16 protein-coding genes and 3 pseudogenes are annotated in these 15,043 nt (G+C 47.3%); all 19 read right to left on the bottom strand.

Features of this window, described 5'->3' with window-relative positions:
- Positions 1-205: 205 nt before the first annotated feature.
- Complete coding sequence (locus H8S44_RS15160; RefSeq protein WP_003023134.1) at positions 206-652, bottom strand: hypothetical protein; 447 nt, start codon at positions 650-652, stop codon at positions 206-208.
- A 28-nt stretch (positions 653-680) separates the two neighbouring features.
- Positions 681-1,061: a hypothetical protein gene (locus H8S44_RS15155; RefSeq protein WP_003023131.1), complete on the bottom strand. Its 381-nt coding sequence runs from the start codon at positions 1,059-1,061 to the stop codon at positions 681-683.
- Between the two features lie 289 nt (positions 1,062-1,350).
- Complete coding sequence (locus tag H8S44_RS15150; RefSeq protein WP_117553178.1) at positions 1,351-2,100, bottom strand: hypothetical protein; 750 nt, start codon at positions 2,098-2,100, stop codon at positions 1,351-1,353.
- A gap of 215 nt (positions 2,101-2,315) precedes the next feature.
- Entirely contained in the window at positions 2,316-2,606 is a 291-nt protein-coding gene (locus H8S44_RS15145) for a hypothetical protein (RefSeq protein ID WP_005930793.1), read from the bottom strand.
- Positions 2,584-2,832 carry a ferredoxin gene (locus H8S44_RS15140; RefSeq protein WP_117553177.1) on the bottom strand — a complete coding sequence of 83 codons (249 nt, stop codon included), beginning with the start codon at positions 2,830-2,832 and terminating at the stop codon, positions 2,584-2,586. The genes H8S44_RS15145 and H8S44_RS15140 overlap by 23 nt, the downstream gene beginning before the upstream one ends.
- Before the next feature lie 109 nt (positions 2,833-2,941).
- Positions 2,942-3,325, bottom strand: a complete 384-nt coding sequence (locus H8S44_RS15135; protein ID WP_117553176.1) for a TnpV protein — start codon at positions 3,323-3,325, stop codon at positions 2,942-2,944.
- Entirely contained in the window at positions 3,322-5,244 is a 1,923-nt protein-coding gene (locus tag H8S44_RS15130) for a recombinase family protein (protein ID WP_003023119.1), read from the bottom strand. The genes H8S44_RS15135 and H8S44_RS15130 overlap by 4 nt, the downstream gene beginning before the upstream one ends.
- 20 nt (positions 5,245-5,264) lie before the next feature.
- Positions 5,265-6,716 (bottom strand): annotated as a pseudogene (locus H8S44_RS15125) (DNA topoisomerase); the annotation flags it as partial.
- Complete coding sequence (locus H8S44_RS15120) at positions 6,713-7,429, bottom strand: DUF4366 domain-containing protein (RefSeq protein WP_105310317.1); 717 nt, start codon at positions 7,427-7,429, stop codon at positions 6,713-6,715. The gene H8S44_RS15120 and the pseudogene H8S44_RS15125, both read right to left, overlap by 4 nt.
- Positions 7,419-7,673, bottom strand: coding sequence for a DUF4315 family protein (locus H8S44_RS15115; protein ID WP_105310318.1), 255 nt, complete (start codon positions 7,671-7,673; stop codon positions 7,419-7,421). The genes H8S44_RS15120 and H8S44_RS15115 overlap by 11 nt, the downstream gene beginning before the upstream one ends.
- Before the next feature lie 25 nt (positions 7,674-7,698).
- The gene (locus tag H8S44_RS15110) at positions 7,699-9,597 is read right to left on the bottom strand and encodes a CHAP domain-containing protein (RefSeq protein WP_153917615.1); all 1,899 of its coding nucleotides are present in this window, start codon (positions 9,595-9,597) and stop codon (positions 7,699-7,701) included.
- Positions 9,584-9,754 carry a hypothetical protein gene (locus tag H8S44_RS17060; RefSeq protein WP_330579569.1) on the bottom strand — a complete coding sequence of 57 codons (171 nt, stop codon included), beginning with the start codon at positions 9,752-9,754 and terminating at the stop codon, positions 9,584-9,586. The genes H8S44_RS15110 and H8S44_RS17060 overlap by 14 nt, the downstream gene beginning before the upstream one ends.
- Positions 9,742-10,146, bottom strand: a complete 405-nt coding sequence (locus tag H8S44_RS17055; RefSeq protein ID WP_330601892.1) for a hypothetical protein — start codon at positions 10,144-10,146, stop codon at positions 9,742-9,744. Before H8S44_RS17055 ends, H8S44_RS17060 begins: the two co-directional genes overlap by 13 nt.
- Positions 10,112-10,564, bottom strand: a pseudogene (locus tag H8S44_RS17050) (DNA cytosine methyltransferase); the annotation flags it as partial. The pseudogene H8S44_RS17050 and the gene H8S44_RS17055, both read right to left, overlap by 35 nt.
- A gap of 122 nt (positions 10,565-10,686) precedes the next feature.
- Positions 10,687-11,127, bottom strand: coding sequence for a hypothetical protein (locus H8S44_RS15100; protein ID WP_105310320.1), 441 nt, complete (start codon positions 11,125-11,127; stop codon positions 10,687-10,689).
- Between the two features lie 60 nt (positions 11,128-11,187).
- Positions 11,188-13,587 (bottom strand): VirB4-like conjugal transfer ATPase, CD1110 family, encoded by a 2,400-nt coding sequence (locus H8S44_RS15095; RefSeq protein ID WP_105310321.1) that lies wholly within the window; start codon positions 13,585-13,587, stop codon positions 11,188-11,190.
- On the bottom strand, positions 13,520-13,939 hold the full coding sequence (locus H8S44_RS15090) for a PrgI family protein (protein WP_105310322.1): 420 nt from the start codon (positions 13,937-13,939) through the stop codon (positions 13,520-13,522). The genes H8S44_RS15095 and H8S44_RS15090 overlap by 68 nt, the downstream gene beginning before the upstream one ends.
- A 16-nt stretch (positions 13,940-13,955) precedes the next feature.
- Complete coding sequence (locus H8S44_RS15085) at positions 13,956-14,825, bottom strand: VirB6/TrbL-like conjugal transfer protein, CD1112 family (protein WP_105310323.1); 870 nt, start codon at positions 14,823-14,825, stop codon at positions 13,956-13,958.
- A 17-nt stretch (positions 14,826-14,842) separates the two neighbouring features.
- Positions 14,843-14,926 (bottom strand): annotated as a pseudogene (locus H8S44_RS15080) (Maff2 family mobile element protein); the annotation flags it as partial.
- Positions 14,927-15,043: the final 117 nt, after the last annotated feature.

The raw sequence follows: 15,043 nt of genomic DNA, 5'->3' as shown, positions 1-15,043 counted from the left end.
CAAAATCCATAGTCCCCGATACTTTCCTCACAGGCGATATACAGTCGGAATTCTGTCAGCTCATGAAATAAGAAAAACCGACGCATGATCGCTTTACGCTCAATACATCGGTTTCTTTATCTGACCTTGACGGTCATATTCAGTTGTGGCAGATTACAGGTAATCTACAAATTTCCCAAAACAAAATAGGATATTTATTTTTATTCTATTCAACTACATACCCATATTCTGTGTGTGGTAAATACCTTACAGTTATCTTATCTCCTAAATCGCTACCTGTTCCCCAATATTTTAATGAATGTTCTTCTCCAGTTTTCTCATCTCTAATATGTATTCTTCTTTCACTATTAGAGTTTTCTCCTGACATTGCACCTTGTGTAACTTCTCCGGTAACTTCAACTAAATTGTTAGATAGTAAATAAGGTATATCCAAGCAACAAGGAACAGTTATAAATATACCGAGAATCAATAACCCAACAACTGCCATCACATTGATTATTTTTTCCCATTTTTGATATTTTATTTTTTCTTCTTCATTGACAGCCTTTCGTTTTATAAACTTCCCATTTTTCTTTCTATGCAAAACATACATAATTAAGACTATAAATGATACTATAATCACTCCAAAAGTTCTAAACATCAATAATGCCATAAATTTGTACTCCTTTCAAAGCGACACGCTATTTATTAACAGCTTTATCAGCTAATCTTTTATCTCCCCATGGCGTTTTCAGCATAGGCTCATTATCAATAATTCCTGCTCTTAAAATTTCAAGGGGTTTTTCTAATTGTAAGATGTTTTTATTATCTATAATAATAGCAGTTTGAAATTCCTCAAAACTTTCAAAAACTCTGTCTTGAAATATAAAAGATATATTTTCTTTACATTCCTCTGCGTTAGCAGGTAAAACACAGGAACCCATCACATATTTTTTCTCATTATAGGAAAACTCAATAAGAGTAAAAGCCATATCATTATCATAATCAGACTTGATAATTTCCATTAGATCTTTTGCTTCAATAATGAGCGTTGGCTTTTCATTTTTCTTAAAACCAAACATGAATAACACCTCCAAGAATTAACTTTATCTTATTTTTCATTATACTTCATCAACTTAACGAATGGAAGAAAAAATTTGTGTGCAGAGTTCCTGTTCAAGCCTTGTAACGCGCATTTATGCAAAATCCATAGTCCCCGATACTTTCCTCACGGGTGATATACAGTCGGAATTCTGTCAGCTCATGAAATAAGAAAAACCGACGCATGATCGCTTTACGCTCAATACATCGGTTTCTTCATCTGACCTTGACGGTCATATTCAGTTGTGGCAGATTAGCCAATTTGAAAAATTACTCTGGCACATCTACTGAGTAGCTCAGACAATCGCCTCTTTTATTGCTTTTCAAATCGTTATAATACCACATATACATCGTTCTACCATATTCTTCATATTCTATAATCCCATCTGGCTTTTGACCTTCTACTTCTAATGAGTAAATTTCTTTATCATGTGCATAGCCAAAAACGAATCTGGTATCCGGATAATTTGGATTTAAGTCTTGTTGAATATCACTTATTGTTAAAGATAAATGGATAAATTTTTTGAAGTCTCCCCCATAAGTGGTATCTGGTGTAGTGGTAGCTGGTGTAGCATTTACAAACGCATATTGTACACTTGCTTCCTCCACCTGTTTTTTGCAGCGTGCCATCACAAAACCTTGAACGGGATCGTTATCGCTTCCTGCCCGATAGAAAATAGTATCATACTGTTTGCCATTCCATATATGCAATATTTCATCAACATGATTAAGAAAATCTTCTGGAACAGAAAATTCTTCATTTTCAGCATTCAAAGGAGAATTCAAAATAGCTTCTTCGACAGAACTATAATATATGAGTTCAGAATCCTTTTTATCGTAATCACTCAAATTGAATTCGACATATGCATTGTCTTTATTGTCATCTTCCGGAACATAAGTATAACGACCATTTTCAATATGGTCATCATAATCAACAAACAGTCCAATACATATCAGCGCTGCAAAAATCAAAAAAACTATTCCTACAATGATTAGCAATATTTTCAAAAATTTTTTCATACAAAAGTCCACCTTCTTGCTTCATTTCAGTAAATTATATCATACCGATATGAACAATTCAATTCACGCTCTATCAAGTAGTTTTTTACTTACCTATAACGCACATTTCCGCAAAATCCATAGTCCCCGATACTTTCCTCACAGGCGATAGGCAACGGTCAAAACATCAGGTCTGCACCTGACATTTTAACCGCATATCAGCCCTGATTATCACATTATCCCTGCTGGCTGTTCAGCCCATGCTTTTTCGCATATTCACTGGCTTTCTGTCTGCGTTCCTCACTGTAAGGCGGCAGGAAACGGATAGACAGACGGGACTTTGCCAGCTCATAAGAAACACCGCCTTGAACATTGGATTTTTCCAGTCGGCAAAGGTCAGGGTACTTCTTAGCAAAAGCAGCCAACCTCTTTTTCAATCCGGCGTTGTGGGTGTAGATATTTGCCTTGTCCTCGCCCTCATTAAAGAGAACGATTGTTTCTTTCTCAATCTTTGTCAGTCTCGTCATAGCAGCCCTCCCTACGGTTTTTCAACACCCTCAGCCTGCGGTAAAAGCAACGATACCACCTTTCAACACCCTCAGCACTCAGCTTGACGGAAAGCATATAAAACAGCTTCTTCGCCACCGGATCGGGTGCAAGGGCAGCCACCATACGCAAACGCTCGACAGTTGCTTTCAGGTTCGGACAGCCAAAGGCATAAAGGGCTTCCATTTCATTCCGGTTCATCTTCATTGTGTTTTCCTCCTTAAAGTTTGATAAATGAAAAGCGACAGACACTTCATAAGGAAATACCTGTCGCTTCGTTGACGATATAAAATTGTTGGTTTTGGACTTGATAAAATCAGCAGTAAATCATTTCCTGTCTGATGATTTCTTCGGCTCGGTTACGGATAGAGTTTATGGACTGTACCCACAACATCTGATTATCTGCTTTCATGGTTTCGGTCACACCCTCGGCTTGTTTCATCTGCTCAATGATAAGGCTGCACCTTTCCGCTGCCTGTTCGTTCAGGTCAGCAAGGTAAGTATGCAGTTCGCCGGATAAACAGAGGGCAGATAACCTTGCAGGGCGGTACTGCTCCAAATATGTCCTGTGCAGTCTGCCCCACATACCGATAGGGCGGTGTTCCTCCGGCAGCTTCAAGTCCGGCACATAGTAATCGCCCACAAGAACATAGTCCAGACCATTGCTTTCATCATGGATTCGTGGTTTCAATTCTGTCATGCTATTTTTTCTCCTTTCACTTTTTGCCGATTTGATTTGCTTGTGGCGTTCTGTTCAACACACACATTGCTATCAGAGCTTTTTTCTTCTGCTATACGCTCATGCTCCGCAAATTCTTTTGATTTCTCACGAATCTTTTTCATATACTTACGATTGGATTCTCGTTTTCTGCGAAGTCGTTCCGCCTCTTTTTCAGCAGCAATCCTTTCTTCCTCGGTTGGTTCATGCTGCTCCACAGGTACTTGAAATTGCCCGACATAGTTAAGATATATCTCCACCTCTGTGGTGCGGTCTGCACCTTTTCCTTGTGGCTCGTGAACCAGAATTTTGTCGATAAATTCATTTATCATGGCAGGAGTAAGTTCTGTAATGTTCTCATACTTTTTGACCAGCTTTAGAAAACGCTCCACATTATTTTGACCGCCTATAATCCGTTGCATATCAGCGGTGTCAGTCTCAATAATCTTGTTCAGCTCGTTCTGCTCATTTTCATAATCAGTAAGCATACTCTGAAAAAGTCTGTCCGGCAATCTTCCAATCACATTATCTTCATAGATTTTCCTGATAAGCATATCCAGTTCGTGAACTCGCTTCTGATTTCTTTCAATGCGGTTTTTTACAGTTTCAGAAACAGCAATATCTTTCATCGCCGATTCTTCTTGCAGAGAATAGACAAACTCCTGCTCATTCAAAGAAACATAATGGCAAGTCTCCTGTATGGTTTTCAGAATGATGCTTTTAAGTGCTTTTGTTGAAATATGGTGGCAAGTACAGTGACGATCATACTTCTGATAAGCAAGATTATAAGTGGAACATTCATAACAATCTGCCGGATTGGAATAACTTGTCCTTTTTTCGCCTTTGGCAGTATAGTATATTCTTTCTCGCCCTTTCCGCTGCCTGTGATTATACATCGGCGCACCACAATCAGCACAGTAAATCTTTCCGGTCAGAACATTAGGCTCGCCCATAGGATCTGCTTTTCTTACATTCTGTCTTAACTTTTGAGCAAGCAGCCATGTTTCTTCATCGACAATAGGCTCTTGTGTATCATCAAAAACCACCCAATCTTCCTTGTCTGCCCTTTTCGTCTTTTTGTCCTTATAGGAATTTTTGAATGTCCTGAAGTTGACAGTCTTTCCGATATACTCTGGTCGGGCAATCAGAGTAGTAACCTGATTTCCTCGCCACATATACGGATTTTCTTTGTCATAGTTGCTTGCATGATTTCCAAGTCCCTTTTTTCCAAGATAATAAGACGGTCTTTCTATTTTTTCTTCTGAAAGTTCTCTTGCTATCTGATAAGGTCCTTTTCCCTCAATAGTCATGCGATAAATTCTGCGGACTACTTCAGCAGCTTCTTCATCAATAATCCAATGGTCGGGGTTTTCGGGGTCTTTCAAATAGCCGTATGGTGGGATATTACTTGTATGAGCGTTGCCGGAAGAACCTCTGGATTTCAGTACAGCTTTAATTTTCTTACTTGTGTCCCTGACAAACCACTCATTCATGATATTCAGAAAAGGGGCAAACTCACTGGTTTCTTGACGGTCACTGTCAATACCATTATTGATTGCTATAAATCGAACTTCCTTTTCTCTAAACAGAATGTCAGTGAAAAAACCTACTTGCAGATGATCTCTGCCGATTCTGGACATATCCTTGCAGATACAGGCAGTGATTTCTCCGTTTTTAACACCTTCAACAAGTCTGTTCCATGAAGGTCTGTCAAAGGTCGCTCCACTCCAACCATCATCGGTAAAATGAACAAGATTCGTAAAGCCATGTTTTATAGCATAATCTTCAAGCATTTGCTTTTGATGAACGATACTGTTACTCTCTCCAGCATTATCATCATCACGAGACAGTCTTTCATACAAAGCAGTAATGCCATTGCTTTTATCTTTTTTTCTTCTCATGCTGAACTCCTTTCTTCAATTCCTATCCACTCCTTACGCTCACAAAATATCACATCCGTATAAGGTTTGGGCGGCGTGGTGAAATGCTCCGTTATCGTGGCGGCCACATGGTCGAATATCTGCCCCTGGGAGAGTGCCGGGAGAGTTGCCACATCTTCCAGATCATCCTCTGGTTTCTCTTTCAGAGAGGAACGGAATAGCCGTTCGATCTCTTTCCATCCCTGAGAAACAACTTCTTTGCCTTTGGCAGTAAAGGTATGCTCCCCACAGGTGAACACCGCCGAAACGGTCTCATATACATGGGGTGCTGCCAATGCACAAAGAAGTTTGCAGCAGACCAGGATAAACAGGTTCCGCTCCCCGGCAGGGAGTAAGGATACCTCCTGCTTTGCCAGCTCCAAAGTAGGGATGATGGCGTGGTGGTCGGATACATCCTTATCGGAGATCACCGCCGCCACATCAGGAGTAAATCCACCAACGGCGGAAAACAGGGGCAGCCCTGCAGCCAGTCTGGCAACCGCAGAAACAGTCTCCGCCATATCCCCGGTGAGATACCGGCTGTCCGTCCTCGGATAGGTCAGCAGCTTTTTCTCATAGAGCGCCTGGGCGTAGTCCAGGGTCTCTTTGGCGGTAAACCCAAAGAGGCGGTTGGCCTCTCTCTGTAAGGTGGTGAGGTCATAAAGTTTTGGCGGTTTTACCGTCTTTTTCTCCCGTTCCAGGGAAACACAAACGGCCTGCCCGTTCTGGCAAGCCGTCTGCATGGATACCGCTTTTTCTTTTTCGTCCACCCTGTCGCTTACTGCCTCCAGGCCATTAAGGGAAAGGCGTACATGGTAGTATTTCTTTTTCTGAAAGAGCATAATCTTTCCGTCACGCTCTGCCAGCATTGCCAGGGTAGGTGTCTGTACCCGTCCCACATTCAGGGTTTTATGGTAGAGGACCGAAAAAAGACGGGTGGCGTTAATACCGATCAGCCAGTCCGCCTTAGAACGGCACAGGGCCGAATGGTACAGCGGTTCATAGCGGCTGCCCGGCTCCAGGTGGGAAAAGCCCTCCCGGATAGCCGTATCCTCCATAGAGGAAATCCAGAGCCGCCAGACAGGTTTTGTGCAGCCGGCCATTTCCACCGCCAGACGGAAGATCAGTTCTCCCTCACGCCCGGCGTCACAGCCGTTCACCAGCTCCGTCACGTCCGGGCGCTCCATCAGGGACTTTACGATGGAAAACTGCTTTTCCTTTCCGGGGGATACCACATGCTGCCAGACTTCCGGCAGGATAGGCAGGTCCTCATAGTTCCATTTCTTATAGCGTTCCTCATAGGCTCCGGCCTCTGCAAGGGATACCAGGTGCCCGATACACCAGGTCACCAGACAACCGTTCCCCTCCAGGTATCCGTCTTTCTTATTCTTTGCACCCAGGGCAGCGGCATAAGCCGCCGCTACACTGGGTTTTTCAGCGATAATCAGTTTCATACGCTTTCATCCTCCTTTGGTGTGTCGTCCAGATACTCAACCTCGGTATCCTCATATTCATCCTCAAAGTCATATTCCCCCAGATCATCGTTCCCTTTGGTGGAGGACTTATCCTTTATGAACTTGAAGTAATAGAACGCACCGCCTCCGCCGATCAGAAGCAGGGGCAGGAGGATGAGGGCAGGATTAAGCCCTCCTTTTTCTTTGGGTTCCTCCTTAGGTTCTTCGGCTGCCGGTTCCTTGCCTACACAGCCGGAACGGTCATTCTTGCAGACTTCACAGTCCATCTTCACGCTGCTGGCCTCGCATTTTTCTGCACAGGTGCAGACTGCCGGTTGTGTCTGCGGTTCTTTGCCCTCGGTGAGAGCCAGCAGGTCCGCCTCATCCACCTGGTTCAAAAAGTGGACCGTATTTTTTCCATCCGCCGCCCGGTCAATGATAATGTAAAAGGTATTGCCGCTTTTGCTGGTAACGGTGATAAACTGTTTATCCTCACTGCCAGCCGACTCTATATCATCTACCAGGGACAGATTGCCCTCCGGGGTGAGAGGGACGGGCTCCGGTGTGGTTTCCGTTTGCGGCGGGGGTGTTTCTGCAGGCGGGGGTTCTACCGCCTCTCCACCTCCGGCGTAGGCGGTCACAGAAAAAGCCGTCATGGAGAACATAACGGCTGCCAGTACCAGGAACTTCCTGAAAAATCTCTTATTCTTCATCTTCGGTTTCCTCCGTATCCCCGGAGTAATCCCCCTCCGGCAGGGTGATCTCACCGCTTGCATAGGCTTTCAGGAAAGCAGACAGCTCTCCACGGTCCATCTTGACTGCCTTAACCATGCGGACAATCTCCAGGTTTTCTTCCTCGGCGATCTTCTGCTCCAGGTCACGAACCTTTTTCTGCAGTTCGCCGATCTTGGCTTTCGCCTTTTCAATCTCACTTCTGTATTTCTCAATCGTCGCCATAAAATATCATCCTTTCTGAAATTTGTTACCAGTTCATCAGACCGTAGCCGTGGATATACTGGCTGTTAAGAGGGTAACTCTTGATCTTGCAGGCGTCGCCGCTGTTGCCCTCCACGGTATAAACATTGGTCCCGTCTGTTCCGATCACAAGACCTACATGGTCGGAACCGCCGCCATCCCAGTCGAAGAAGATCACATCACCGGGGGCTACATCCGTGTAGTTTCCAGCCGCCCATTGCCCGTGTTCCTTGAACCAGGGAACGCCCTGGGAGGCACAGGCAGCGAACCTCGGCTCGCTGTATCCTGCCTGGTTGATACACCAGGAAACAAAACAGGCACACCATTCCACACGGCTGTCAAATCCATACCAGGACCAGTAAGGCTGTCCGCCTACATTTCCCACCTGGGCTTTTGCCAGATCAATGATTTCCTGATTGCCCGGACGGGTGCCGTTTACAAACTCCACGCCGCTTAGATCGGTGGAGGGGCTGGTGTCGAAAGAACCGCCGCCAAAAAGCAGGGGCATATTTCCGCTGGTGTCCCGGTAAGCCTGGTAGAGTTCAAGCTGCTCTGCGGTGAGGGTTTCCTCTGCTACATGAAAAAGGCCGTGGTTTTTTAAGGTCACGGTCATAATGTAGTAGGTATAGGGGACTTCCACCTCGTAAGTATCGGTATGGGTATTTCCATCCTCATCCGTCCAGGTGTCCATCCTTGTTTCGGTGCGGTAGCGGATTTCCTCCGTTTCCGTTTCGGTAAGCTCATACTGCAGTTCAAAAACTGTTTGGAGTTGCCCTTGTGCAGACGCCGGGGTGTAGGCCCCGCCAAAGTAAGCGGAAAGATAAGCCGCCAGTTCGTGAGGGTCATGGTGGATACCGTCCAGATCAAAACGGTACTCGTCATATCCTGGGTTCAGGCTTTCATAGTTATCAAGCTCATACTGTAAATCCTGTTCCATAGCGGTGTAAGCCGCCTCCACCTCTTTCATATCCTGTTCTTCTGATGGGTAAGAGGTGGCGGTGACAGCACCCAGGCCGCCGATCACCATATTGGTGCAGGAGGAAATGCCGCCGGCCAGGACCAGGATAAGAAGCCCGATCGCCAGAACCAGGAGCGCCCCTTTCCAATGCCTTGCAATAAAACGGGCTCCTTTTTCTCCGGCCTGGGCGGTTTTCTTTGTAGCGGCGTCTGCCGCCTGCCCGGTTTTTCCGGCTGCTTTGCCAGCGTTTTTCACATCCTTAGTGTAATTATGTTTGATCTTCTGTTTCTGCAGGAACCGGGAGAGCGGGTTGGAGGAAAGGCTTGGGTTCTCCGACAGGGCCTTGTGATACTGGAAATTCACATTGGCTTTATGGAGTGCCCGTTCCGCTTTGGCAGCCTCCCGGTAGGGTTTCAGACGGTGGTTGCGGAGAGCGGTCTTTGCCATGCCGGAACTTTTGGAAAGAGCACGCTCACCGGTCCGCTCGATACTATGCCCAGCCTCCACACCGGAATTTTCTTTTTCCACTTCATGGATTTTGCCGTGGGCTTTGCCGGTTATCATGCGGCCTGCCAGGGAAGCCGGACGGGAAACAGGGTTTGTCTTTTCGACTTCCGACATGGGCTTTTCCACTTCCTTAAACCGGAGTTTCGTTTTGCCTTTGCTTTTTGCCTCATCATAGAGTCGTTCACGAGTCAGCTTTTTCTTCTTTGGGATACGCTCCCTGGCTGCCTCTGCTTTATCTGCCGCCTGTTCCGCTTTGCGGATATAGCGGTCCAGTTCCGGCATGGCACGATCTTCCTCGGTAAAATGAAGCCTCCCGGAAAAATCCGCCTCCTTTTCTTTGCCGCTGATATTTTCGCTTTTGCCCGTGGTCTGGTTTTCTTCGACTGCACCCTCACGGGTGATCTTCTGGGTCACCTTGTCACGGGGCTTATACTGTTTCATGTTCCATCACCTCCCAGATACAATGTTCTTTACACCTGCCGGTCAGTATCTCCGCCATAAAGTGAAAGATCGGATACGCCTGGGGAGGGCAGACCGCATTCCCCAGGGTCTTTAAGCGGAGTGCCCGGTCTTTGGTCTGCTCCGTTATGCGGGGCACTCCCTCCGGCTCCCTGTCCCAGAGGACAGCTCCGTCCATCCTTTCGGGAAGCCCATAAGCCATTCCACCCAGTCCGGGTTTAAGGCCGCCTTGTCCGAGAGGGGATTTTCCTGGAAGATCACCTGGGCTGCCAGGTTCCCGTTCTTCTTTTTCGGGTCGTAGGCAGATGGTTTCAGGGTAGAGCGGAACCCGTCCGAGGCTACCGGCGTCAGGTAGAACACCGCAGCCGACAGGGGCAGGCTCCAGATTGCCCCGCTTTTGTTCTTCTTGCGGAAAATCCCATTGTCCGACAGGTACACATCCAGGCTTTGGGCGTCCTTTACGGTTCCCTTGTCGGAGGCAAGGGGCGTAGGAAACATCAGCCGCGATGATAAAAGTTCGCTGGCGCTCATGCCATGCGCCGACACCGCAAGCCGGAAATACGAATGGGAGAACAGCGTATCCCGCTTTTGCCAGGTCAAAGATCGTTTTGTCGAGCCCCATATTGATGAAGCCAGCAACATTTTCCCCAAGCACGAAACGGGGCTTAAGTTCTGTAATAACCCGGCACATCTCCGGCCATAAGTAGCGTTCATCCTCAAAGCCTTTCTGTTTTCCTGCGGTGGAGAAAGGCTGGCAGGGAAAGCCCCCGGAGATGACCGTGACGGTTTCAAGTCCTGTTTTTTCAAAAAATGCCTCCTTTGTCAAAGTCGTTATATCCCTGAATTTTGGAACGTCCGGCCAGTGCTTTTCTAAAACGGCGTAGGGATAATCCGCCCATTCACACTGGCAGACGGTTTCAAAGCCGGCAGCCTCCGCCGCTAGGTCCAGGCCGCCGATACCGGAGAACAGGCTTAAATGGGTTAATTTGTTTGTAGATATAGTTTCACCTCCTAATTTTGGGCATAAGAAAAGCGCTACTGAATTTTCAGCAACGCTTACTCAAAAGATTATTATCTTTTAGGTGATTTCCCTGTTAAATGGATTAAGGGATAATCTTCATTGACTTTTTTGCTCTTATACAAATCTTTTCTCATGCTCTTTAACAAATTTGTCAAAAGCTTATCATGCTTTTCGGATACAAAATTTTTAGAATTTGATGGCTTAACATAGTCATGAAAAATCATCAGATCACTTACTACTTCGGCACTTCCAATCAAAAGAAGTTGGTTTTGGGCGTCTGCCAACTGATCTCGTGCACTTTCCGAGTTATCGGAAACTACAATATTGCTGACAGCTTCAATGTAATTCAAATAGTATTTCTCTTTGAGGCGGCTTTCGTCTGCTGCAATTTGTTGTTTCTTAGCAAAATAGTATGTCAATCCTGCGGATACCGCCGCAACCACTATTCCTATTATAGGGACTAATAATTCAATCCAATTTTCAACAGTCATTCTGCCACCTCCAATTTATAAAATATTATACCACCTTTCATTTATAAATCATAGCATGAGTTATGGGTCAATTACTTCCTCCGGCTTTGTCGTCATAATGCGGTACAGCTCCGTATCCTGCGGGAACCGGTCCACGAAAGGTAAGATCACGTTTCCATAGAAGATCAGCCCCTCGCCGGGTCCCGAATGGGTCACATAGGAGAGCTGCTGCGGGGAGATACCCAGTTTCTTTGCAAGGATTTCCCGGTCGCCGGCTGCCTGGTTTAACATATACACAAAGTCCGAGTTCTCAAAAATGTTCTCGATCTCACGGCTTGCTAGCAAATCCTTAATGTTCTGGGTGATACCCGTGGGGATACCGCCCCATTTACGAAAGCGTTTCCAGATCTCCACGGAGTAGGCGGCGGTCTGTTCCTCCTTTAAGAGCAGATGGAACTCGTCGCAGTAGAACCAGGTGTTGGCGTGCAGTTCCCGGTTTTCGGTGACTCTGCCCCAGACCTGGTCCTGGATGATGAGCATACCCAGCTTTTTAAGCTGTTTCCCCAGTTCCTTAATGTCAAAGCACACAAGGCGGTTCTGAATATCCACATTGGTGCGGTGGTTGAAAATGTTAAGGCTGCCTGTCACATAGAGCTCCAGGGCGGCGGCGATACGGGCAGCCTCCAGCTCCGGCTGTCTCTGGATTTCCTCATAGAGATTGCCGAGGACAGGCATATTTTCCGGTCTGGGGTCAGCCAGATACCCACGGTACACGGTGGTAACAGCCCGGTCAATGATGGTCTTTTCAATGGGCTGCAATCCATCCTTGCCTCCCACGATCAGTTCGCAGAGGGAAAGGATGAAGTCACTCTTTAAGGCCAGGGGGCTTTCATCCTCGGAGTAGTTCAGGTTCAAATCCATAGGGTTCACATAGTCTTTGCTGGTAGGGGAAATCTTCACCACCTGCCCGCCCAGGCGGTTCACCAGGGGAGCGTATTCTGCCTCCGGGTCACAGATGATGATAGTATCTTTCTTACTTGCCACCAGGAATACATTGGTAATCTCCCTCTTAGCGGAGAAGGACTTGCCGCTGCCCGGTGTACCTAAGATAAGGCCGTTGGGATTTTTAAGCTGCTTTCGGTCCGCCATAATCATGTTGCCGGAAAGAGCGTTGAGCCCATAGTACAACGCCTCGCCGCCCTGGAAAAGTTCCTGGGTGGTGAACGGTACGAAGATGGCGGTGCTGGAAGTGGTGAGGCTCCGCTTGATATTTACCTGGTTCAGTCCCAAAGGGAGAGAGGACATAAGCCCCTGCTCCTGGCAGAAATCAAGGCGGGTCAGGGCACAGTTATATTTCTGAGCCACGCCTGCCGACTGGAACACATTGTTTTCAAGTTTCTGTCTGGTATCCGCAAGGTTCACCACCAGGAATGTGAGCAGGAACATCCTTTCATTTCTGCTCTGCAAATCACGGAGGAGATTTTTTGCCTCACCTCCATAAGTGGCAAGGTCGGAGGGGATTATATCCATGTCATAACCTGCCCGGACCGCTTTTTTCTGTTCTGCGATCTTCATGGCGTCCAGATCGGTGATCTTCCTCTTGATGGTCTTGATGGCCTCGTTGTGGTCGATACTGCGAATATGCAGCGTCACCATGAGGCCGTCCTGTGCCTCCATGAAATCTGCCAGCATACGGTCATTGAGTTCCGGTGCCAGGATTTGCAGGAAAGAGACCGCACCCAGTTTCTTCCCCATGCGGAACATCCTTGTGTTTCCAAACTGGAATGAGGACGGGGCGATATAATCCTTGACAGAGAGACCGGTCTTAGGAAGCCAGTCCCATTCAAAAGAGAACGGCTCCCCGTCCGGGTGCATGAGGCCGTGGAGGACCTGCAGGCGTTCTTTGCCGTTCAAAGGTTTTGCGGCTGCACCGATCACCTTAAAGAGATTGAGTACATCCGTCTCAATCCGGGAGAGCCTTGCCCTGGCTACCTTTAAGTCCTCCGCCTCGATGGTGAGTGTCAGATATTTGCGTTTCACCAGACCGTTGTTCCCACGGGAGAGCTGGTTCTTTAACATGAGGGCATATTCCTTTCGGATACTGTCAAAGCTGTCCCCCTGGTCGCTGATCTCGATGGAGCGTTCAAATTCCTCCCGGCCTACATACTGGCTGATAAGGGAGAGCTGCACTCCCACGGAAGCGTCAAAGTAGTTATACAGATCGCACAGGTTTTCAAAGGTGGCTGTCTTATCATCCGCCTGGGCGAGCTGGTAATTTATATCGTCAAAAGCAAGGCTTTTGGAATAGGATTTGCCCGGCAGCTTGCAGATACCGTCCGGGTATATCACCTCAAAAGGGATACTGTCCTGGGCAGTATGGGGCTTTCCGTCCCCCTTAGCCTGCCGGATGGCCTTATCCACGGCCTTTTTCTCTCTGGCGGTGAGTTTTACCTTTCCCGCCGTTTTTTCTGTTCTGGACAATCCGTTTCACCTCCATTTCCAGATCACGCTGCCTTGCCAGGGCCTCGTAGAAGTTGTTGGTCTGATAGGGGCGGTTCTTTGGGCGGATGAATTTTGTTTCGATCATCTGCTTTAAGATCACCTCTAAAGGCTGTCCGTTTTTCTCATACATGGCAAGCAGAAAGAACGGCAGCATAACCATCATCATGCAAAGGGTCGCCGTGGAGTTCCCGGCAGACTCTTTGAGTAAAAAGAAAAGCGGCACTCCTAAAAGCACCGCCGGGGTAAAGCAGATAAGCTGCCTTTTTGTCAGGCCGAAAAATACCTTTGTTTTGATTTTGGAAAGGTCTTTCGGTACGGTCACATAAGCCAATCAGCATACACCTCCTTTAATGGGCGCTGAAAATGCCCTTTGCCATGCTGCCGGTCTTAAAGAGGGTAAAGCATAAGAGGACCGTGTATCCCATGCAGCCCCAGATGGCAGCGGATATGTTGTCGGCGGTGGAAATCTCCTGGATGAGGACCGCATAAATGCCAACGCATATCATAATGAGAAACGCCTGGAAACCTAAAGCAATCAGAGACTTTAAGTAGTTCTGCCCCACGCTGGACCATTCCCGGTTGCTCATGGTAGCAAAGGGGATAGGCCCCACGGAGGTTACAAGATAAATCTCGATCATACGGCCATAGACCACCAGGAAGATACAGATGGAGAGGATATTCATGGTGAGCCCCACCACCATGCTCTGGAACCACAGCCCTAAAAGAGGCCCTAAGTCCATAGCCTCAAGCTGAGCCTCCATATCAGGGATGGCGGTGGAGAGGTCAATGCTGGTAGAGCCGCTAATGATACCGCCGCTCTGGCTTACCACGTTCTGGGCCACATCAAAGATCGCCATAACGATATTCCAGGTGTTGGTGACTAAGAACACGGCCACAAAGGTTTTGAATATCCACTTGAAGAAAATCCATGTGTCTACATCATGCAGGTTGTTCTTCTCGATCACAAGCTGAATGAGCTCGTAGCACATCACAAAGGTTAAAATGATACCGGCTATGGGGATAATGACTGTTTCAGACAGAGACCGGATGAGGTTGAAAACGCCGCCGTTCCATGCCGACGGCGTCATGCCAACCTCCCCGGCGATCTCGCCCACTTTGGTATTTACCGTGTCAAACATCCCCGACAGGTTACCGAGTATCCCGCTGATGAGCAGCTCTTTGAGCCACTCCGCCAGCTTGTCGAGTATGCTTTGCATAGGTTATCCCTCCGTCATTATCCGAACAGGCCGGAAAGCAGTGGTACAAGGGTCATGCCGATCAGGGCAACGCCGCCGCCCGCCATAAGCTGTTTTATACCCAATTAGGTGTAAAACTCTGCTCGATGGCGGGCGGCGGCGTACAAAAAATCTATATGGTGTTTTTAAGAGAACCGTCCCGGCGGGACAGGTCAGGCAGTGACCTGTTCCACCTCTGG

This window comes from Anaerosacchariphilus hominis, from assembly GCF_014290175.1.
Taxonomy (GTDB): Bacteria; Bacillota; Clostridia; order Lachnospirales; family Lachnospiraceae; genus Laedolimicola; species Laedolimicola hominis.
Note: the sequence above shows the minus strand (reverse complement) of the source record. Positions and strands in the feature narration are given on the sequence as shown.